Below are 19,135 nucleotides of genomic sequence, written 5' to 3'. Positions count from 1 at the left end.
AGCTGGAGCTACGTCAGATCTAGCGGCGCCATGGCAACATAATCAACCACAACACCACCCGAAAAACCAACTAGTCAAGTCTGTTTAAGAAACACTAAACGGAGAGGTATGTTACCTTTTTGCACTTCCGTATCGCTCTGCTTGTGGTTCATTCTTAAAGATCCCCCTTAGTCGGCAAGAGGGGTTTACGGAGAGGATCTAGCCCTGGAGGAATTACCACCTGAGGTGCGGCTTTTAATGTCATTACCAATACGAGGCCAGTTCGTAGCTTCTGGTTCTGGTTGCGTATATCCATGCCAAAGGAGGCGATCCAAGAGGATAAATCCCGATGGATGAAATAGCGTTGGTACGAGAGCAGTCTTCGGTTGGCATCAAGTTGCTCCTGACTGCTCATTGCCCAGTTCTCATTCAAACGAAAGTAGGCGTCGAGGGTCATCTGATTCATGTTGCCGGGAGATGGCGCGTGGATGCCAGACGCCTGTCGTGTCGGATAATCGTTTAAGTAGTAGTAGCCAATTGCGAATTGCAAGCCTCGAGCTGGCATTAAACTAAAGTTCAGGTCGAACTGTGCAAATCCCTCCCGATCTAGAGGAGCCTGGATGTCGCAGCTTACAGTCAACCAACGAGATGGACAATAGGTAACGAGACTGCTAAAGCTCCCTACTCTCGCCAGAGAATAGGGGTTACGCAAGTTGTAATCGAAGAATGTGTCCATGGTGAGCCATCGGTAGTTTCCACTATTGCGACGAGTGACGAGGCTGTTTCGGACTCCTGTTCGGAAAACATTCCAGGAATCGATGGCGTCGACAGCCTGAAAATCTGGGAAACTGATGGGGATCCGCTGAGTCGTTTGTTGAACGGTATCGAACTGGTAGAATAAACCGGGCTTGCTTCTGAGATTTTGGACTACCGAATAGCTTACATAGGGTTGCACGACATGCATTAAATCGTCCAAGCCAAGAAGTTGAGACTGTAACCGGTACACACGGGAGATCTTAAAAGACGATTCAAGGCCGCAGTTGGCTCCAGGATGAAAGGCAACCCCATTTCTTGAGCGCATCGGGTTGCAGAGATTGTTTTCTTTTTCGTGAAGGGCACTGTACCAAGTAGCAACATTGTGCCTCTGGGCGTTTGGAGCAATGGACCCTCTCCTAAAAATTCCTCTTCTGTTAGTGAAGACTTTGCATGTCCCTTGATCAGCTGTACCCATGCCAGCCATGCCAGTTAACTCCTTAAAGGAGCCGCTCAGCCGTTTGTACAGTGTGGCATGAACCCCGGCGTATGGTACAATGGTGATCCATCCGAAGTGGGTTTTTGGCATTGAAATCTTGATAAAGCCTCCAAGGCGGCAAACTGGACGGTTTGCTAGTCTAGCAGCAAAGTGCAGGTTTCTCTTTTTATTAGCCCAGAAACCCAAAAGCTGCTTACCGCTTGCTCCAGACCATGACTCTCCTACAAGGGGTCGTCTTAGCTGACCCAGGGTCCATGTACCCTCTAGATACAAGGGACCCCCAAGAATGGGATGTTGTTTAACATCCAAAGCCAATTCTGGAAGACGCTCAACTGTATTTTGAAAATCATTGATTTGGAAGCAATTAAGGAGGTTTATGGTGTAATTTTGGCCACGCTTGGTTAGAGAGATATGGTTGCCTAGTTTGGGATTTTGCGATTCGGCGGGATAAAAATCTCGCATTATATTACAATCACTTAGTGCGTTCAGGTCGCAGATGGCGTAAGTGTTCCCCGAAAAAAAAATGTTTTGGCTATAGGAAAGCCGATAACGATGCCTGTAGTCGGTATTACCCAAAGCCGGAATTCCATTTCTAGCAAGGGGTTTATTGCTGGAGGTCCAGTAGGCAGTGCAATTCCCGTGGCTGCCCTCATTCTTGGTAGCCCGTACGACGGCGTCAAAGCCAAAAGCCATGCCGTGGTGTGCGCGACGATCTATGTGTATCCTGCCAAGTCGGCTACCGTCTAACCCCTCGTAGGCAAAGGAATAAGTAGCTAGCACAAAAACCCCCCACTCACTATTATATCCGGGGATAACCTTTAATCCAGTGTCATTTGGACCAATGGAAAAGTAAGGAATCCAGAAAATTGGCATCCTTCCCACATAGAAAGTTGGAAAAAGACACACCATCCTGGCATTTTTATTTTTGTAAATATACACGGCTTTTGCCCTAATATGATAGCCTGGCTCTGATTGGTCGTCCGTGGTAAGAACGACCTGCTGAGCGCGAAGCGCACGGGGCAGTATGCAGGCACTGCGGGCACGTAAGAGTATCGGATAGTGTACCATGGAACACTCTAAGGTGTGCGCATGCTCGCTTTGCATATTATAGAGTACGTGCTGTCCAATGGCTGAGATGTCCGGTGAATGGATGCGAACATTGCCCAGAAGGAGGATGTCCTTAGTTCTTGGCCTATACTCGGCGTGGTCACAGTAGACGTAGATGCCTTTGTGATGGACCTGTACGTGGCCTTCGGCTGTGAAAATACCTTCTTCAAAACTGGCAGCCTTCTCAGCTGTAATTTCTACTGAAGATGATGAGGCTCCCAGATTATCCAGTCGGAAAAAGTAGGTAGGGAGGAGAAGGAGGATAGCAAGGGTGACAATCGTCACGGTTTCTGTATGCTTCTTCATCTAGCTTAATCTAGATTAAAGAAGCTTGGAACCTCGACAGCATAGCACAGAACATAGAAAGCGCTGTTCCTCAAGGAGATAAGGGCTGCTGAAATCTTAATATCCAAATGGACATTTCAATTGCCTGAGTCACGAATAAAACTGCCTGGGTCACGGATTCTTGATGATATCTCGCTCACCTTAATACCGAAGATATCCAGCCAGATGCATTTCTGACTTCCCTACGGCAGCGGCAGTTAGTGCAGGAGGAACCTCCGGGGCATCGAGGTTTTTTCTGAGCTTGACATTAGATTGCCGTCATCTTCCCGAGAGGTTCGATTGGTTCTCTGCACAAGAATTATCCTCCACTCCTTAGGTTGCAGCAGTACCAGGCCCTTACGTTGAGCAAGCTCTCCCAGAATGGGAACATTGGCCAGATACGAGTGCTATCCGGGGTTGGACAATCCATGTAAGTATCTTCTGACAACATTCAACTGATCTCCCTCTTGGATTACTTAATAAGGGTGTCCCAAGTGCATTGGAATAGGAGGTACATTTCCATCGGTAGTAGCCTGCACCACAAGCCTTTCTTGAGAATTTAGAAACTTCCCCCACTGAAATGTGACACCATAGCAAATCCCAAAAACTTTTTTATACTAACGAGAGGATTTTTCGCAAAAAGGAGCTCGGATGCACCACGGGAATTGGCTAGAGCTTTGGGCCGAAGCCTCCTACCGACCAGTGCCCTCTCTGGACTGCCAAGCAGGTTGGCAAAAAAAGACCGGCCACCCGTATCCGGCCACCCACATCAATCCTGCCGTTGTATCCAGTAGGCAAATCTCGCAAGACTGTTGTTCTAAAAAGTTTCTTCAGGCTAGATATAGACCTCTCTACTAGAAGTGGCAGTATAAATTGCACAACGGCTTATAGTTGAATACTATTTTCTAAAGGGGGCAGGGGGGCTTGCATGCATCTCTAAGATCACCTTGCACCAACCCTGCACGGTAGAAAGGCGAAAATACCTGTCACAGGCCATCTTCCCCCTTTTTTTCAAGAGCTACCACGGATAGTGTGTGTAGCTACGGGCAGTCTGCTCAACACAAACGTCCTTCAATACAACCCGTCTGCTCCTAATCAGTAGTGAAGGTCCTTCAGTGAAAATCCTTGTAAAATAGCGTGGGATACGGAGGCGCTCGTAAGCAATAACCCGCTGACCAGAAGGTAACTTAACTTCGTTCTGTGTCAGAGAATTGTATGCGAATTATTCCCTTCCTACAATAGCCTTACACAACAGAAATTCCCCACCTATGGATGTTACTGACGCAAAACAACAGTGATAGTACCCAGAAATCTCCCTGGACGCGGCCTCTCTTTGTTTGCCCAACGGCAGCCGACGCGTGCACCCTAAATACCTCCTCAGCGGAGCAACAACCTTCTGGGAGGTCTCCTCGACTTATTTAAGTTCTAACTCTATGTAAGGGCATTGGCAGCGGGTTCCATTTGAGAGTTCCAGTCTATTTCAAGCCATTTACTAGAAGCGGTACCAATAGCGTCATGGTCAAGAATAGCACTTACTATAGAGGTGGCCAAGGTACAGAATATTAGATTCTTCTAAGAAAATTTCCTCTTGCGGTAGGAGGACTGTATGAACGGCTGATCCCTCAGCTTTTTAAGATCCCCCATCACTGACAGAGTTGTCTTTCCACAGCGGACTCCACTACTTTTGGCCTCCATGAAGAGCACCGATCTACCATTAATAGACACACAAAGTTCATTCGATCACCGCAAAATTGCTATTAAGCGAGTGGGCATCAAGAATCTTCGTTATCCTATTCAGATCCGGGACAAAAATCACCACGCTCTTCAAAGTACCATTGCTACAGTCCTTCTTGCAGTTGATCTACCTGCCCATCAGAAGGGCACCCATATGAGTCGCTTTGTTGAAGCCCTACGCTCACATAGCCCCATCCTCCATGTGGAGAACATCTACGACATCCCCATCCTCCTCAAGAGCAGGCTGCAGTCTTCTAGTGCCCACGTGGAACTTGAGTTCCCTTTTTTTCTGGAGAAAAAGGCACCGGTTACCCACTCTAGTGGGTTGCTCGACTATACGGTGCGGCTTAGTGCTACCTTATTTGGGGAGGAGCGTGATTTTATGCTAACTGTTATTGTTCCAATCACAACCCTCTGCCCCTGCTCAAAGGCAATCAGTGCTCAAGGGGCACACAGTCAGAGAGGACTGGTCACTTGCTCTGCAAGGTTTGAACCACCAATATGGATTGAAGACTTAATTCAGATGGTGGAGAAAAGCGCCAGTTGTGAGCTCTATAGTCTGTTAAAGAGGCCAGATGAAAAGGCTGTTACCGAATACGCCTATACACATCCAGTTTTTGTGGAGGATCTGGTCCGGAATATTGCTACACTGGCAGAGAGAAATTCAAAAATTATCTGGTATCGAATAGAAGCTGAGAACTTTGAATCCATTCATAACCACAATGCATACGCCCTTGTAGAAGGAGGCGTAGGTAAGCAGTACCCATAAGGATGATCAAATATGCCTTTACAAAAGGAAAGAAGGAGAGGGATGCTTAGCTCCCGCTGCTTGCGGATTTTTTTTCCCTAATATACTGGATGACATCACCGACGGTTTGCAGTCTCTCCGCATCTTCATCGGGGACATCGACGGAGAATTCCTCCTCAAAAGCCATCACAAGTTCTACAGTATCGAGGGAGTCCGCTCCTAGGTCCTCAATAAAGGAAGCGGATGGGGTTATCTGCTCTAGGTTAACCCCAAGTTGTTCGACAATAATATCTTTTACTTTCTCTTCAATGGATCTATCGGTCATAGGGCGCGTATAGTTAGATTAAAATGAGCGACGTGCGGAGATGTCTGACTAACATTTTTCTTCAGAAATGGCTCTATTCTGCCTTACCGAGGGCGAAGCTACTATTTTTCAGGGCCATGGGGCAAATCTCCCTCCATCTTGGATCCCCTTTGCAGAAGGCAGTCCCGCACAATTTGTTGCCTCGCATGAGGCTGGTATCTGTTTACCGACTCCTGCGAGATTGAAGTGTAGGAGCAATACTTAGTATCCTGGAAGAGCTTCATTCTTTCGGGAGTTTGTTTGATAGGGCGACCACAGAGAGCATCCCAGAATGGTCCACGGCCCCCAGCGCATTAGCTATGCTGCCCTCCTAGGAGCTAAAAGTCCATTTCGATTGTTCGATATTTTGTTGCCCGTGTAGAAGAACATCTTCTTTCCGCGGTAAGCAGCAAAAGGTTGGTATGGAGCTCCTATTAGCTCTCATCCCAAGGAGAGAAGTATCCATTAATCTTCCAGAACTAGCAGACGGAAAGGAATTCCGCCACAATGTCACTGTACAAAAAGAACTGCTGATAATGGTAGTGGTCGAGGTAGTGGTTGAGACTCTTCTATTCCTCTTTTTAGCGGAAGTAGGGGAGGTGTCGTGTACCTTTGTAGTAGTTTCTGGACAGCGCGCTATGCTAGCCTGCGCGCAGCCAAAATTCCTTAAAAGAAAGTGGTCTCTTTAAAACCGACACTCCTAGTTGTTGACGATGAAAAGAATGCTAGGGAAGGGCTACGGGCATCTCTAGATGATGCGTTTAAAATCTTTGTTGCTAGCGATACGGATGAGGCTCTCACTGTGTTGGGCGAAGGATCAATAGATGTGCTTATTACGGATTTAAGGTTGGGGGTAGAAGATGGCATGCATCTTATAGATGCCGCATTAAAGCTACGCCGCCCCCCACTGTGTATCATGGTAACTGCCTATGGCACAGTGGATGTGGCTGTGGAGGCCATAAAGCGCGGTGCTTATGACTTTGTCACCAAACCTTTAAACCTAAAAAAGCTGGAGTTGCTCATCGAGCGTGGCTTGCGAGAGAGAGTTAAGAAAGGAGATCAAGGTTTAAAGCAGCGGATGGGGTATAAATCTGGGTCGGAAGGCATCATCGGAACCTCCCCAGTCATTGCTGAAACTATGCAGACTATTAGGCAGGTTGCCTCCTCGAGGGCTACAGTTCTCATCTTAGGGGAAAGCGGGACTGGCAAGGAGCTAGCAGCCAGGGCTATTCACCACCTGAGTCCTCGCTCTGCTGCATCATGTGTGGCTGTACACTGCGCTGCCCTTTCTCCCCAACTACTAGAGAGTGAGCTTTTTGGTCACGAGAAAGGAGCATTTACTGGAGCTATGGAGAGGCGCATTGGACGTTTTGAGCAAGCAAGTGGTGGGACATTGTTCCTAGATGAAATTGGTGAAATCGATCTCAGCACGCAGGTAAAAATTCTGCGTGTCCTGGGAGAACACACCTTTGAACGCGTGGGCAGCAATCACACTCTTAAAACCAACGTGCGACTTATTGCTGCCACGAACAAAAATCTCCAAAAACTTGTAAGTGAGGGAAAATTTCGGGATGATCTCTTCTTCCGTTTGAATGTTGTGCAAATCACCATGCCAGCCTTGAGAAGACGTCGGGAAGACATTCCTGCACTGGCTCAGGCCTTTCTTGAGGAGTCCTGCCGGGAAAATGGAAAACCCCTCAAGGCAATAGGTACCGAGGCCATGGCCTGCCTATTGGAATATCATTGGCCTGGTAACGTGAGAGAGCTTCGTACAGTTATTGAACATGGTGTGGTAATGAGTAAGAGCCCACTTATTCTCCCGAGAGATCTCCCCGTTTCGGTACACTCTAGACTGTCCTCCACGCTGTCCGCTTGTTTGCCTGATTCCCACTTGCCACTCCCATTGGAATCTCCCACTCTTAGAGAAACTCAGCATAATCTCATTCTCCGGACTCTAGAAATATGTAAGGGGAACCGTAGCGAAGCTGCCCGGAAGCTGGGCATTAGCCGCCGCACCTTATACCGGCGTTTACGCCAATTGGGAATGCAAAGAGACTAGAAACCCGCCCTCGTTTTTATTTTTCACCCTTCTTATCCTCTACGTTCTTGCAATACCTTCTGCAATATCCTCGCATGGGAGATGCTCGGGCTCCACTTACTGGCCCGGTTTCAATGGGTTGGCTTTTTTCTGACAGATTGAGGAAGGGGTATCCATGTTTTCTATGGGGAAATACGGTAGCCGGAGGGCAATTTTCGGCGACTGAAGCTGTCGTTAAGGTAACGCTATTGGAAAAATTGAGGATGAAAAATCGATGACGGTCCCCAACCATACACGGGTGAAGGAAGGGATACTTCCCCACATCAACAGTCCGCAAGACGTCAAAGAACTTTCGGAAAAACAACTTCTGACTTTAGCTGAAGAAATTCGTCATGAGCTTATCCGGATACTTTCTCGGACAGGCGGACATCTTGGCCCAAATCTCGGTATAGTAGAGCTCACTATTGCGCTACATCGGGTCTTCAACACACCGAGAGACAAGTTGGTTTTTGATGTTAGCCACCAGGGGTATGTCCATAAAATGTTCACTGGAAGGCGGGAACGCCTCGCCACTCTTCGTCAATTTCAAGGACTCAATGGGTTCCTGCTTCGTACTGAAAGCGAACATGACGCCTATGGAGCCGGCCACGCCGGCACAGCACTCTCTGCGGGATTAGGCATGGCTGCTGCCCGGGATGTAAGTGGGCGAGGAGAGCACATTGTTGTTGTAGCTGGAGACGCCGCGTTCACCTGCGGTACTAGCTTCGAAGCCCTAAACAACGTAGGGGCGACCACCTCACGCTTTATCATTATTCTCAATGATAATGAATGGTCAATTGCCAGAAATGTAGGTGCAGTCGCTAGGTATCTCAACCGCATCGTTACCAACTCTGCCTATACCCACCTTCAAGAAAAAACTGGCCGATTCATGGAGTGGCTTGCTGGGAAGCCAGCCCGTAGACTGGTTCATAGGGCTGAGGTTGGGTTGAAGAGTTTTCTATCTCCCAGCGTGCTCTTCGAAGATTTGGGCATCCGTTACTTTGGGCCACTAGATGGACATGATATTTCTCTTCTCATCAAAACATTTGAATTTCTCAGATCACAAAATGAACCTGTTATCCTCCATGTTCTTACTAAGAAGGGTAAGGGCTATGGGCCTGCTCTAGAAAAACCGGATAAATTCCATGGACTGGGAAGCTTTCATCTAGATACAGGAGAAACACCCCCTTCCCCTACCCCAACCTACTCAGAGCTCCTGGGAGAGATCTTGGCAAATTTTGCCGAGCAAAACGATAAGATCGTGGCTATTACTGCTGCAATGCCTACTGGCAGCGGGCTCAATCGCTTTGCTTGCCGGCACCCCACGCGCTTTTTTGACGTGGGTATCGCTGAAGAGCATGCTGCACTGTTTGCTTGTGGACTTGCCACCCAGGGCATGAAGCCGTTCCTTGCTGTTTATTCTACTTTCATGCAGCGGGCTTTCGACATGATTGTCCATGATATAGCGCTGCAAAATCTTAATGTTTGCTTATGTATGGATCGTGCTGGACTTTCCGGTGAGGATGGGCCGACACACCACGGTCTTTTCGATATCGGCTACATTCGGCACATTCCAGGCATGGTCCATATGCAGCCCAAAGATGAAGTTGAATTTCGGGATATGCTATGGACCATGGCTCACTATCAGAGTGGCCCAATTGCCATCCGTTATCCCCGTGGCGTCGGTACTGGGGCACGCTTGGAAGGTATCCCCCGACTTTTGGAAATCGGTAAAGCGGAGGTTCTTCGTCACGGAACACAAGTTGCTCTGTTTGGACTCGGCAATATGTGTGAATTGGCCTTGGAAACTGCCGAACTGCTCGACAAAGAAGGAATCAGTGCAGCTGTGATCAATGCGCGCTGGATTAAGCCGTTGGATGATCTTGCGATCAAGTTCTTTGCCCGCTGTTGCTCTGTCATTTGCACTCTGGAAGACCACGTTCTTCACAACGGATTTGGTAGTGCTGTGCTCGAGCATCTTAGTGATGCTCGCATTACAACTTCTGTGGTGCGTATTGGATGGCCAGACAACTTCATCGAACATGGAGCCATTTCTATTTTACGACAGAAGTATGGAATTACCGCTACAGTCGCAGCTAACCGAATTTTAACAACTCTCTCCTCCCATTCTCATTAACCTGTCACTTCTACCTTAGAAGGTTGAGGAAGGTTTTTTTACATACTATGCCCGGTGCTCCTCGTATGGAGAAGATAGTTAGCCTCTGCAGGCGCAGAGGGTTTATCTTTCCATCCTCTGAAATCTATGGAGGTCTCAATGGCTTCTGGGATTATGGCCCATTGGGAGTCGAATTAAAACGTAATCTTAAGAACTTCTGGTGGCAGCGCGTTGTCCATGAGCAGGAAGACGTCGTAGGATTGGATGGTTCTGTCATTATGAACCCTGCTGTCTGGAAAGCTAGCGGCCACGAAAAATCTTTCATCGAACCCCTGGTGGACTGCCGTTCTTGCAAGATCCGATACCGTGTGGAGCAGCTACCGAAAGGGAATGGTACTGTTCCTTGTTGCCCACGTTGTGGAAGTTGCGATCTAACTGCGCCTCGTTCCTTTCACCTCATGTTCAAAAGCTTTGCAGGCCCTATAGAAAGCGAAGAGAACCTCATCTACCTACGGCCAGAAACTGCACAGGCCATTTTCGTTCAGTTCAAAAATATCCTAGATGCCTCTCGCCAGAAAATTCCCTTTGGAATTGCCCAGGTTGGAAAAGCATTTCGCAATGAAATTAATCCCCGCAACTTCATCTTTCGTTCTCGTGAATTCGAGCAAATGGAATTGGAGTACTTTTGCAAAGAGAAAGACAGTCTTTTTTTTCTAGAAAAGTGGCTGCGGGAAAGGCTTCGCTTCTATGCTGATATCGGTATCCCCAGCACAAAGATTCATGTTCGCGAAATTCCAGAAGAAGAACGTGCTTTCTACTCTAGAAAAACTTACGATCTCGAGTACAGGTTCCCTTTTGGGACCCAAGAACTGGAGGGCATTGCTTATCGTGCCAACCATGACCTTATTCAACACGCTCGCGCCAGCGGTAAATCTCTGGGGTGTTTTGAAGAAACAACTAGGCAACACTTCATCCCTCACGTGGTGGAACCTAGTGCTGGTGTGGACCGTACAGTTCTTGCACTCCTTTGTGAAGCATTTGACGAAGAAACGACAACTAACAGCCTTGGAAAACCTGAAGTCCGCACCGTTCTCCATTTGCATCCACGGATGGCCCCCGTTAAGTGTGGGATCTTTCCCCTTCTCAGAAATCAACCTGCATTAGTAGCAAAGGCTAGAGAAATTGCTTGCTCTCTTCGCGGCCGCCTAAATATTGCCTATGATGAGGCTGGTGCTATCGGTCGTCGCTACAGGCGGCAGGATGAGATAGGCACACCCTATGGTGTCACCATTGACTTTGATACCGTCAGCGAGAGAAACCCTGCCCTACGCAACACAGTTACCCTGCGTCATCGCGACTCCATGCAACAGGAACGCATTTCCATTCCCGAACTGAAGGCTTTCCTTCTCCGAGGGATAGGGGAATAAGGAGAAGTCGACATTCCGCTATCGCCTATAGAGTACCAATTCGCCAATCGTCTCACCCGCTAAGAAGGGGGCAGTTAGAATAATAAGTTGGGTTGGCCACGTTTCATTTTATTCCAAGCTGCATTAAGAAAGACTATCCGTCGGTCTATACGGAAGTCAGACACCGTCTAGAAGAGGAAATCTGCGTTCCATCTACCCTAGAAGGTGCAGGTAATCCAAAAAGGCCTGAGAGAAGAACAACTCACAGGATATGAGGGGCACAATAGGAGCCGGCCGGCTCTAAGAGCCTTGCATATCACTTGATGGGATGGTTTCTGCTAACAGCCTGGGGCACAATAGCGCGGCGTCCTTCTGTAGCCACGTCCATGATGCGTAGAGAGCATAAAGTTTTTTCCAAAAAACCTACCTTCCAGCTTAGCCTCATGCATTGCTTGAGTAAGAGTTGGCAACATAAGCGACGTGCTTTGGGGGCAGCCAAATACCTCTTTGGGACCGTGCAAATCACTTGGCATTGCTGCGGTGCAATTCCTCCCATGTTTCTGGGCATAGGTTTTGGGCACCTACTATTCCTCTGAGGAGGTAGTGCGGGAGGACTTTTCGCTCCGTCGGCTCCAAAAGCCTCCAAAGTTGTCCAGCCTGGAAAAGAAAACTCTGGAAATTGACTGCATGCGGGCTGCCTCGCGCTTTTTTTGGGGATACGTTGTGGAGATAAGGAATGGTTCTCGAGAAAAGAGATGAAGCTACTCTTAACTGGGTTCTTGTCCTAGGTTTTCAGCAGAAATTCAATGGACTTTTCAATGAGCTAGGATTTCACCGGTTCCCACTGCAGCCTGGAAAGAGGCAATTCCCTACAGATCCTCTTCTCTTTTCAAAGAATCTCGAACGACTCTCATCAATAGATCTATCTAGTTTTTTTGGCAGCCTAGACTAAGATCTGCCATGTCGGGCTCCTCTTGCAAGGAGTAGGACAAGGGATGGGTTTGTCCCTTGTATTGACTCTTCCTATCTCTTACCTTATAAGAGGTGGGGTGAGGAATTACTTGTCTCCAGTTAGCTTGACTGGTTCTGTCCTAATAGCCGCCCCGGCTTTGAAGGACCCTTGTTTTCGCAAAACGATTCTCTTCCTTCCCTACTATAATCCGGAAGAGGGAGCGCTGGGTTTCGTCCTGAACCGTCCCTTGCATAAAACCATCGGTGAGGTGTATCCTACGCCTTCTACTTTTGCTCCAGTTCCTCTTTTCTACGGGGGTCCCGTTGCCCCTGGGGAAGTCAGTATTGCGAGTCTACGATGGGTCGAGTGTCCACGGGGGGTGAAGTTTCAGTCCTTTACAAACCTTTCAGAGTCCTTAGACATAGCACCGGAATGGACTCGTGGGTTACGTGCCTTTGCTGGCTATTCTGGATGGAATCGTGGCCAGTTAGAAGAAGAGATTGCTGCAAATGTGTGGTTTCTCATCCAGCCCAATCGTGACCTAATTAATATGCCCCACCCTACTTCTGCCTGGAAAGAAACCATCTGCCAGATGAATCCTATCTTCAAACTCCTTACCGAAGTGCCAGATGACCCTTCTCTGAATTAGTTTAACGGCCTTCCCCTCCCAGAGGGGAGGTTCCGCTGGTTTCTCTCGCAAGACGGATTTAGAGCCGCAAGGGATCTACTTTGAATAGGAACGGTACAAAAATAAAAGGCCAGCGGTGCCTGCCATGCGTGTTTCCTTAGATGCTTTCTAATTCTGAGCAAGCGCTAGTGTGGAATGTGTTTGCTTGCTCTTCCACCATTAGCTTTTTCTGAACTTAACCCAGGTGCGTACAAAGAGCGTAAGGAAGAAAGAAAAAAGAAAAGAACGCGAGCGCGTGAGAGTAGTTTATTCGCCTGAATTCCTATGGACATAGTTTTTAGCGGTGCCATATGGAGTGTTTGTTATCTGTTAGTAGTTATTAGCCTTTCCGTATATGGAATGCACAGGCTCGTTATTTGCTATCTTTTCCTCCGCTACAAAAACCAAGAGGTTCAACCGTCAAGACAGTGGGAACACCTTCCCATAGTGACAGTTCAGCTGCCCATCTTTAATGAGTATTATGTAGGAGAGAGGCTCCTGGATGCCGTCAGCAAAATTGACTATCCCAGGGAAAAGCTCCAGATTCAGATACTGGATGATTCTAGCGATGACACTCGTGTTGTTCTAGAACGCGAATCTAGCGCGCTTCGCGAAGCCGGGTTTGATATAGCGTACCTTTATCGCAGGGACCGTGTTGGGTTCAAAGCTGGTGCACTTGCTGCTGGTCTAGAAACAGCAAAGGGGGAGTTCGTCCTTATTCTCGATGCAGATTTTATTCCACCGCCTCACGTCCTTCTTAAGACCATTCACCACTTCACAAACCCTAAAATCGGTATGGTACAGATGCGGTGGGGACATCTTAATCGATGTTATTCCTTTCTGACTCGTATCCAGGCCATCCTTCTGGATGGGCATTTTCTTCTAGAGCAAACCGCTCGCTGTAAAAGTGGTAGGTTCTTCAACTTCAACGGTACGGCTGGAATCTGGAGAAAATCTTGTATAGTAACCTCTGGGGGATGGCACTATGACACTCTCACGGAGGACTTGGATCTCAGTTACCGTGCACAAATGAGTGGATGGAAATTCTTATTTCTTCCTGATATCGTAGTCCCTGCCGAGTTGCCGGTTGATATGAGTGGGTTTAAATCCCAGCAACATCGATGGACCAAGGGATCCATTCAAACTTGTAAAAAACTTCTCCCGCAACTTTGGAAGTCTAATATTCCTCTGCTTACCAAATTGGAAGGTACTGTCCACTTGGTCTCAAACTTCAGCTATCTTTTGCTTCTCCTTCTCTGTTTACTGGTCTTTCCTAATTCCTTCGCCACAGCACACAGTGTTCCTTACATACTCCTAGTGGACATACCGATTTTCGTTACTACTTCAATCTCCATCCCCTTTTTTTATATCATGGTTCAGCGATATGTTAATCCACATGGATGGTTGCGAGAGCTTTGGTTGCTTCCCATGCTGCCTGCACTGGCAGCTGGTATGTCAATCAATAATGCTCGCGGGGTTGTCGAGGCAATCTTCAATCACCAGTCTGAGTTCAAGCGCACCCCAAAGTATGGAATCAGGAATGAGTTCAATTCGAGACGTCTGAGAGTGCGCCCTCGCTATTGGCCGTTGTGTTCATCCCTACCTTTCGCTGAACTTCTCTTTACCATCTACTTTGGCTTTTGCGTAGGAACAGCTACTTTAAATAGACAATGGTTTTCCATACCGTTTCTGTTGGTATTTCTTGTCGGATTTGGCTATGTGGCGTTTCTATCCATCACATTCTGGTTACAGCGTTGGTCGACTCTTGCTAATTCTCGGGACCGTTAGAGGGAGATAACGGCTTGAGAAGCTGTTAAGTTTGCCGATTACGGTGACGAATTAGAGCCATTTGGGCTCCGCCGGCCAAGATATAATAAACCGCTTGGAGGCCCGCGAGAGCCGCCGCATTAGCAATGTGCCTTTGCTCCTCGGGAGCAACTAGAGGTGGCCCCTCTTTCCCCCTTATCTTCTTTTTATCCCTTCCAAAGGCGGGCCGAATCCTTACCCCAAAGGGGCCCTAGTTTCTTTTGCCAGCCACAGGTTGTATTCCTCCGCGCTTTTTGGAGAAGTGTTGTAGGGAGCGAGCTCTAGGCTGGGACAAAAACGGCCTACTGGGACCTCCTTTGTTCCCCTCCTCTAAAAAAAGGGACTCATTGCTAGGAATTCAGGCCGCTAGAACTTCATCAACTCCGCATCTTTGGTTTCCACCTGCTTGTCCACCTGTCCAATAAAACAATTGGTCAGCCTCTGGATGTTCTCTCTGGCAGAACGGAGCTCATCCTCTGTCAGAATGCCCGTTTTCTCCAACTTTTTGGCAGCCTCCAAGGCATCCCGACGAGACGCCCGTATACGCACACGAGATTCCTCAGCAATCTGCTTGACCATACGTACTAGTTCCCTACGGCGCTGTTCGGAGAGTTCTGGGATGAAGACGCGAATCAACTTCCCATCCACTACAGGTGGAAGACCGAGGCGAGATTCGTGAATAGCACGTTCTATACTGCGTATAGCAGACACGTCAAAAGGCTGAAGGAGAAGTGAGCGAGGTTCTGGAACAGTGATGAGCGCGAGTTGCCTAAGTTTACACGTTGTACCATAGATCTCCACGTCTAAGTTTTCCACCAACGCAGGAGAGGCCATTCCCGTACGAACAGTCCTAAGTTCCTGTACCATACGGCTAACAGCTTTTTCCATGTGCTCCTCGACCTCAAAGAGTATCTGTTCCAAGTTCATGGCGGTGGTTCGTAATCATAAGATTCGGAAACCAGCGTGCCAATTCGCTTCCCCATGACTGCTTTATAGATGTTCTGAGTTTCAAACATGTCGAAGACGATGATAGGGATATGGTTATCCATGCAAAGGCTAAAAGCAGTGGAGTCCATTACAGCCAGCCTCCGTGAGAGTGCGTCCCGATAGGTGACGTGCGCAAAGCGCACCGCGTGGGGATAAACTAAGGGATCGGCCTCGTAAATCCCATCTACTTTCGTAGCTTTCAGGACAACCTGTGCGCCAATTTCATTGGCACGCAGTGCTGCAGTAGTGTCTGTCGAAAAATAGGGATTACCTGTGCCTGCTGCAAAAATCACAATGCGCCCACGCTCTAAGTGGCGCACAGCACGACGTAATATGAAAGGCTCAGCAATGTTGTGTATTTCAATGGCTGTTTGAAGGCGCACGGTACAGCCAATCTCTTCTAGCGTACTCATCAAGGCCATGCCGTTGATAACAGTGGCAAGCATGCCCATATAATCAGCTGTCACACGGTCCATGCCCCGATGGCTTCCGGCAAGGCCACGCCAAATATTGCCTCCCCCCACCACAACGGCTACTTCCACACCCAGACGTTGGACCTCTTTAATCTGGCTGGCAATACCAGCCACGATTTGTGGGGAAATGCTGTCATTGCTTCCAGCTATACGGAGAGCCTCTCCACTCAACTTAAGAATGATCCTGCGGTATCTTGGTAAGGTCGTGCTCTGCCCATTAGCCAATCCCATAAGGTAGCACCAATGGCCACTGCAAGGCCACTGCAAAGGCGTTATTTCTCTCCTGCATACCAGGTCTCATGTCATGTTATTTATCCAAGTATGTCCCCTACCTGGACCCGATATCCCATAGCAAACTCAGTGGCGAGCATGGAACACTTTCCCTCCGGAAGAACTCTCTGAAGCAGCAGGCTACTTCCGAAACATTGGACCGTGATTCCCTCCTTATTAACGGAAAGCACTTCTCCTGGTATTCTTTCTATATCCTCTCTTTCCTCTCTCGGCTCAGCTTCTAAGATGCGTAGACGCTTGCTATCTTTCCCATTTTTCCTCCATAAGCAAAACGCCCCTGGCCAAGGGTCCATCGCTCTGACTCGACGGTCCAGTAAATCTGCCTTTTCCGTCCAAAAAAGGCGGGCGTCTTGCTTGGTTAGCCTGTGGGAATAAGTCGCTAATGTAGAGTCCTGGGGGAGACGAGTAGCTGCCCCGCTTTCCAGCAGATGAAGCGCCCTCACTAAAGTGTGCGGAGCCATTTTGGAAAGGCGTTCCTGCAGATGCCCATTTGTTTCTCTGTAGGTAATCGTGAGGGCCTCCTTGAGGAGGATGTCACCACTGTCCAGTTCGCTAGACATGTAGATTATGGTGACTCCAGTTTCCGTATCCCCACAAAGCAAAGTTGCATGAATAGGTGTAGCGCCACGATGCCTTGGCAAAAGGGATGGATGTATGTTCAAGCAAGCCACCTTGGGCAGTTGTAAAATCTCTCTCGGGAGGATCTGTCCATATGCCATTGTAACTATCAAGTCGGGCTCAAGCGCCGAAATAGCTTGCAAATCTACTTGCAGTTTTTCTGGCTGCAGCACTGGAATGCCCCTTTCCAAAGCAAGAATTTTTGGAGCCGGAGGGCGCAGTGTGAGAGACCTATCTGCAGGACGATCTGGTTGGGTGATCACGGCTTGCACCCGATATTTTCTAGAGTTTAGAAGCGTAGCCAATGTAGGAACCCCAATTTCCCCAGTCCCTACGTAAATGATCTTATAGCGGTTGTTCTTCTTTTTCCCTCTACTCTCCTGGGGAACACGACGCATCTGGTTCACAAATGATACACGAAGCAATCCTTCGGAGCACCCGTATTGGAGATTGAGTAGCATCAATACTCACAATGATTTCTGGAGGATAACATTCCAAAAGGGGCTTGGACTGCTGTTCGTAGATTTCTAAGCGACGGCGAATTATTTCTTCATTGGCATCGTCCAATCGGTTATCTTTGACGGCTCGTTTCTTCAGGCGTTTAACTAATTCCTCCTGCACGGGACAGATTAGATGAAACACGCGTCTAACATCGATAACCTGTCGCATCAGCTCCGCCTGCCTTGGGGTGCGAGGGATACCGTCTAGCACTAAAAAGTCAATGTCAGGCTTAAACTCGTGAGACTTGACACTCTGTCGGATGCGTACCCTCCATAGTTCAACGGTTATCTCATCAGGAACTAGCTTTCCTCTGCTGGAATATTCCAGAAACTGCGCACCCAATCGGGTACGCGTATCAACAGCACGAAAGATATCACCACACGAATAGTAAAATAGTCTAGGAACTTTCCCAAGAATTCTTCCCTGAGTCCCCTTACCGCTTCCGGGTGCTCCAAAAATGAGGAACGTACGATAACGTCTTAACATGCCACTAGGCTTTTTCTCGTCTTATCTCTCTTGGTCCAGTGGTACCCTACCACTAGCATGGCAGGGGGTGCTTTCTACACTTAGTCGGATAAGCAAGACGGAAAACGGAAACCTTTGCAACAGAATTTGTGGAGCTCCCCCACTTCCTGGGGCGAACGCCAGAGACATTTACCAAATCACCAAAACAGTCAACCCCATTCCAACTGAGCACGCTTTTCCCACCCGCGCCGCGAAGCCCGACCTTATCCCCCATGCTAGGATAGTGTTTCTGCTATCTCTCGGGCAAAGTAAGTCAGAATTAGATCTGCTCCGGCCCGACGAATTGCAAGGAGAGCCTCATCCCTTGTCTGCTCATAGTCAAGCCAACCAAGTTGCGCTGCAGCATGGATCTGTGCATATTCCCCAGAGGTTTGAAAGGCGGCCAAAGGCAGAAGAGTTTGCTCACGCACAACATGGATTACATCCAAATAGGGCCCCGCTGGCTTTACCATAAGCATATCTGCACCCTCTCGAACGTCCAGTAGAGCCTCACGGACAGCTTCTCTCACATTGGCTGGATCCATCTGGTAGCTTTTCTTATCCAACAATGAAGGGTTGCCACTACTCCCCACGGCAGCCCGAAAGGGACCATAGTAGGCACTAGCGTACTTGACAGCATAGCTGAGGATGGAGACCTCTGCAAACCCTGCACTATCTAATGCCTTCCGAATTGCCCCTACCCGCCCGTCCATCATATCAGATGGCGCTACTATATCTACCCCAATTCCAGCCTCTGCTACCGCAAGTTTACAAAGAGCTTCTACGCTCGCGTCATTGTCTACATGCCCCTTTAAGTTTACTATCCCATCGTGTCCGTGGTCCGTATAGGGATCCAAAGCTACGTCAGCAATTACCATTAGTCCTGGATAGGACTGCTTTACAGCTCGCACGGCAGTAAAAAGGATGTTGTTGGAATCCAGGCTATGCGAGCCACGAGCATCCTTGCACTCCCATGCAACGGAAGGGAAAATAGCCACTGCAGGACATCCTAATTGTACTAGAGTCCCGCACTCTCGCACTAAACCTTGCACGCTTAGCTTTTTTATTCCCGGCATCGAGCTGACTTCCAAGCACTCTCCACCCCCCCATACAAAAAGCGGCTGAATCAGATTGGCTTTCCACAGCCTCGTCTCACGAACTAGCGAGCGGATCGCTGGACTTTTTCGATTCCGGCGCGGACGGTCATGCACGATAGTTCAATTGTAGCTTAGCTTAAGCTAAAGGCGTGG

The 19,135-nt window shown here is 48.4% G+C and carries 15 protein-coding genes; 8 read left to right on the top strand and 7 right to left on the bottom strand.

Annotated elements, in window-relative coordinates; genetic code table 11:
- Window positions 1-154: 154 nt before the first annotated feature.
- The gene (locus JMM79_00245) at window positions 155-2,644 is read right to left on the bottom strand and encodes an LPS-assembly protein LptD (GenBank protein ID QQY08416.1); all 2,490 of its coding nucleotides are present in this window, start codon (window positions 2,642-2,644) and stop codon (window positions 155-157) included.
- Window positions 2,645-4,355: 1,711 nt separating this feature from the next.
- Between JMM79_00245 and JMM79_00240 the strand changes: the two genes are divergently transcribed.
- The gene (locus JMM79_00240) at window positions 4,356-5,165 is read left to right on the top strand and encodes a GTP cyclohydrolase I FolE2 (GenBank protein QQY08415.1); all 810 of its coding nucleotides are present in this window, start codon (window positions 4,356-4,358) and stop codon (window positions 5,163-5,165) included.
- Between the two features lie 46 nt (window positions 5,166-5,211).
- Here the strand turns inward: JMM79_00240 and JMM79_00235 are convergent, their stop codons facing one another.
- Complete coding sequence (locus JMM79_00235) at window positions 5,212-5,469, bottom strand: acyl carrier protein (protein QQY08414.1); 258 nt, start codon at window positions 5,467-5,469, stop codon at window positions 5,212-5,214.
- A gap of 440 nt (window positions 5,470-5,909) precedes the next feature.
- On the opposite strand from JMM79_00235, the gene JMM79_00230 reads away from it, so the two are divergent.
- From JMM79_00230 to JMM79_00200, 7 genes are all read left to right on the top strand, one after another.
- On the top strand, window positions 5,910-6,176 hold the full coding sequence (locus JMM79_00230; GenBank protein ID QQY08413.1) for a hypothetical protein: 267 nt from the start codon (window positions 5,910-5,912) through the stop codon (window positions 6,174-6,176).
- Window positions 6,164-7,546, top strand: a complete 1,383-nt coding sequence (locus JMM79_00225) for a sigma-54-dependent Fis family transcriptional regulator (GenBank protein ID QQY08412.1) — start codon at window positions 6,164-6,166, stop codon at window positions 7,544-7,546. Before JMM79_00230 ends, JMM79_00225 begins: the two co-directional genes overlap by 13 nt.
- 253 nt (window positions 7,547-7,799) lie before the next feature.
- Window positions 7,800-9,701 (top strand): 1-deoxy-D-xylulose-5-phosphate synthase, encoded by a 1,902-nt coding sequence (locus JMM79_00220; GenBank protein QQY08411.1) that lies wholly within the window; start codon window positions 7,800-7,802, stop codon window positions 9,699-9,701.
- Between the two features lie 65 nt (window positions 9,702-9,766).
- On the top strand, window positions 9,767-11,107 hold the full coding sequence (locus tag JMM79_00215; GenBank protein ID QQY08410.1) for a glycine--tRNA ligase: 1,341 nt from the start codon (window positions 9,767-9,769) through the stop codon (window positions 11,105-11,107).
- Between the two features lie 715 nt (window positions 11,108-11,822).
- Window positions 11,823-12,038: a hypothetical protein gene (locus JMM79_00210; GenBank protein QQY08409.1), complete on the top strand. Its 216-nt coding sequence runs from the start codon at window positions 11,823-11,825 to the stop codon at window positions 12,036-12,038.
- Window positions 12,039-12,135: 97 nt separating this feature from the next.
- Window positions 12,136-12,687 carry a YqgE/AlgH family protein gene (locus JMM79_00205; GenBank protein QQY08408.1) on the top strand — a complete coding sequence of 184 codons (552 nt, stop codon included), beginning with the start codon at window positions 12,136-12,138 and terminating at the stop codon, window positions 12,685-12,687.
- Between the two features lie 303 nt (window positions 12,688-12,990).
- Complete coding sequence (locus tag JMM79_00200) at window positions 12,991-14,493, top strand: glycosyltransferase family 2 protein (GenBank protein QQY08407.1); 1,503 nt, start codon at window positions 12,991-12,993, stop codon at window positions 14,491-14,493.
- A 384-nt stretch (window positions 14,494-14,877) separates the two neighbouring features.
- Here JMM79_00200 and frr read toward each other — a convergent pair whose 3' ends face one another.
- The 5 genes from frr to hemB form a co-directional block, all read right to left on the bottom strand.
- Window positions 14,878-15,438 (bottom strand): ribosome recycling factor, encoded by a 561-nt coding sequence (gene frr / locus JMM79_00195; protein ID QQY08406.1) that lies wholly within the window; start codon window positions 15,436-15,438, stop codon window positions 14,878-14,880.
- Window positions 15,435-16,202: a UMP kinase gene (locus JMM79_00190; GenBank protein QQY08405.1), complete on the bottom strand. Its 768-nt coding sequence runs from the start codon at window positions 16,200-16,202 to the stop codon at window positions 15,435-15,437. The genes frr and JMM79_00190 overlap by 4 nt, the downstream gene beginning before the upstream one ends.
- Window positions 16,203-16,282: 80 nt before the next feature.
- Window positions 16,283-17,278: a methionyl-tRNA formyltransferase gene (locus JMM79_00185; GenBank protein QQY08404.1), complete on the bottom strand. Its 996-nt coding sequence runs from the start codon at window positions 17,276-17,278 to the stop codon at window positions 16,283-16,285.
- Complete coding sequence (locus JMM79_00180) at window positions 17,253-17,867, bottom strand: nucleoside monophosphate kinase (GenBank protein ID QQY08403.1); 615 nt, start codon at window positions 17,865-17,867, stop codon at window positions 17,253-17,255. Before JMM79_00180 ends, JMM79_00185 begins: the two co-directional genes overlap by 26 nt.
- A 254-nt stretch (window positions 17,868-18,121) precedes the next feature.
- Window positions 18,122-19,096: a porphobilinogen synthase gene (gene hemB / locus JMM79_00175; protein ID QQY08402.1), complete on the bottom strand. Its 975-nt coding sequence runs from the start codon at window positions 19,094-19,096 to the stop codon at window positions 18,122-18,124.
- Between the last annotated feature and the right edge of the window lie 39 nt (window positions 19,097-19,135).

It is taken from the genome of Candidatus Xiphinematobacter sp. (genome assembly GCA_016766635.1).
In the GTDB taxonomy this organism is placed as follows: domain Bacteria; phylum Verrucomicrobiota; class Verrucomicrobiia; order Chthoniobacterales; family Xiphinematobacteraceae; genus Xiphinematobacter.
The sequence above is the reverse complement of the archived record's forward strand: the minus strand, read 5'-3'. Positions and strand labels throughout refer to the sequence as shown.

What these genes read in the sequence shown, in the direction of transcription:
- JMM79_00245 (QQY08416.1), bottom strand. Translation starts at nt 2,644, where the DNA reads ATGAAGAAGCATACAGAAACCGTGACGATTGTCACCCTTGCTATCCTC.
- JMM79_00240 (QQY08415.1), top strand. Translation starts at nt 4,356, where the DNA reads ATGAAGAGCACCGATCTACCATTAATAGACACACAAAGTTCATTCGAT.
- JMM79_00235 (QQY08414.1), bottom strand. Translation starts at nt 5,469, where the DNA reads ATGACCGATAGATCCATTGAAGAGAAAGTAAAAGATATTATTGTCGAA.
- JMM79_00230 (QQY08413.1), top strand. Translation starts at nt 5,910, where the DNA reads ATGGAGCTCCTATTAGCTCTCATCCCAAGGAGAGAAGTATCCATTAAT.
- JMM79_00220 (QQY08411.1), top strand. Translation starts at nt 7,800, where the DNA reads ATGACGGTCCCCAACCATACACGGGTGAAGGAAGGGATACTTCCCCAC.
- JMM79_00215 (QQY08410.1), top strand. Translation starts at nt 9,767, where the DNA reads ATGGAGAAGATAGTTAGCCTCTGCAGGCGCAGAGGGTTTATCTTTCCA.
- JMM79_00210 (QQY08409.1), top strand. Translation starts at nt 11,823, where the DNA reads ATGGTTCTCGAGAAAAGAGATGAAGCTACTCTTAACTGGGTTCTTGTC.
- JMM79_00200 (QQY08407.1), top strand. Translation starts at nt 12,991, where the DNA reads ATGGACATAGTTTTTAGCGGTGCCATATGGAGTGTTTGTTATCTGTTA.
- frr (QQY08406.1), bottom strand. Translation starts at nt 15,438, where the DNA reads ATGAACTTGGAACAGATACTCTTTGAGGTCGAGGAGCACATGGAAAAA.
- JMM79_00190 (QQY08405.1), bottom strand. Translation starts at nt 16,202, where the DNA reads ATGGGATTGGCTAATGGGCAGAGCACGACCTTACCAAGATACCGCAGG.
- JMM79_00185 (QQY08404.1), bottom strand. Translation starts at nt 17,278, where the DNA reads ATGCGTCGTGTTCCCCAGGAGAGTAGAGGGAAAAAGAAGAACAACCGC.
- JMM79_00180 (QQY08403.1), bottom strand. Translation starts at nt 17,867, where the DNA reads ATGTTAAGACGTTATCGTACGTTCCTCATTTTTGGAGCACCCGGAAGC.